Annotated in this window: 1 protein-coding gene; it reads right to left on the minus strand. The window is 63.5% G+C overall.

The window, feature by feature from the left end:
- Positions 1 to 266: porin (locus SB771_RS34880; protein ID WP_410722024.1), on the minus strand; the 266-nt coding region annotated here is incomplete at both ends.

Below are 266 nucleotides of genomic sequence, written 5' to 3' on the forward strand. Positions count from 1 at the left end.
CTGCGTGCCGCCGTATTGCGTGCCCGTCAGCGACAGCGGACCAACGTAGTCGACCATGCTGTCATATTGACGGCCGAGGGTCACAGCGCCGAACTGGTCGCTTGCCAGACCAACGAACGCCTGACGGCCGAACAGACGGCTTTGCTGCTTGAGCGTGCCGTCATTGATGCCGAAGCCGTTTTCCAACGTGAAGATAGCCTTCAGGCCGCCGCCGAGGTCTTCAGCGCCACGCAGGCCGAAACGGCTGCCGTTCACCGAGCCGCTCG

This window comes from Burkholderia sp. SIMBA_051 (genome assembly GCF_046534915.1).
Taxonomy (GTDB): Bacteria; Pseudomonadota; Gammaproteobacteria; order Burkholderiales; family Burkholderiaceae; genus Burkholderia; species Burkholderia ambifaria.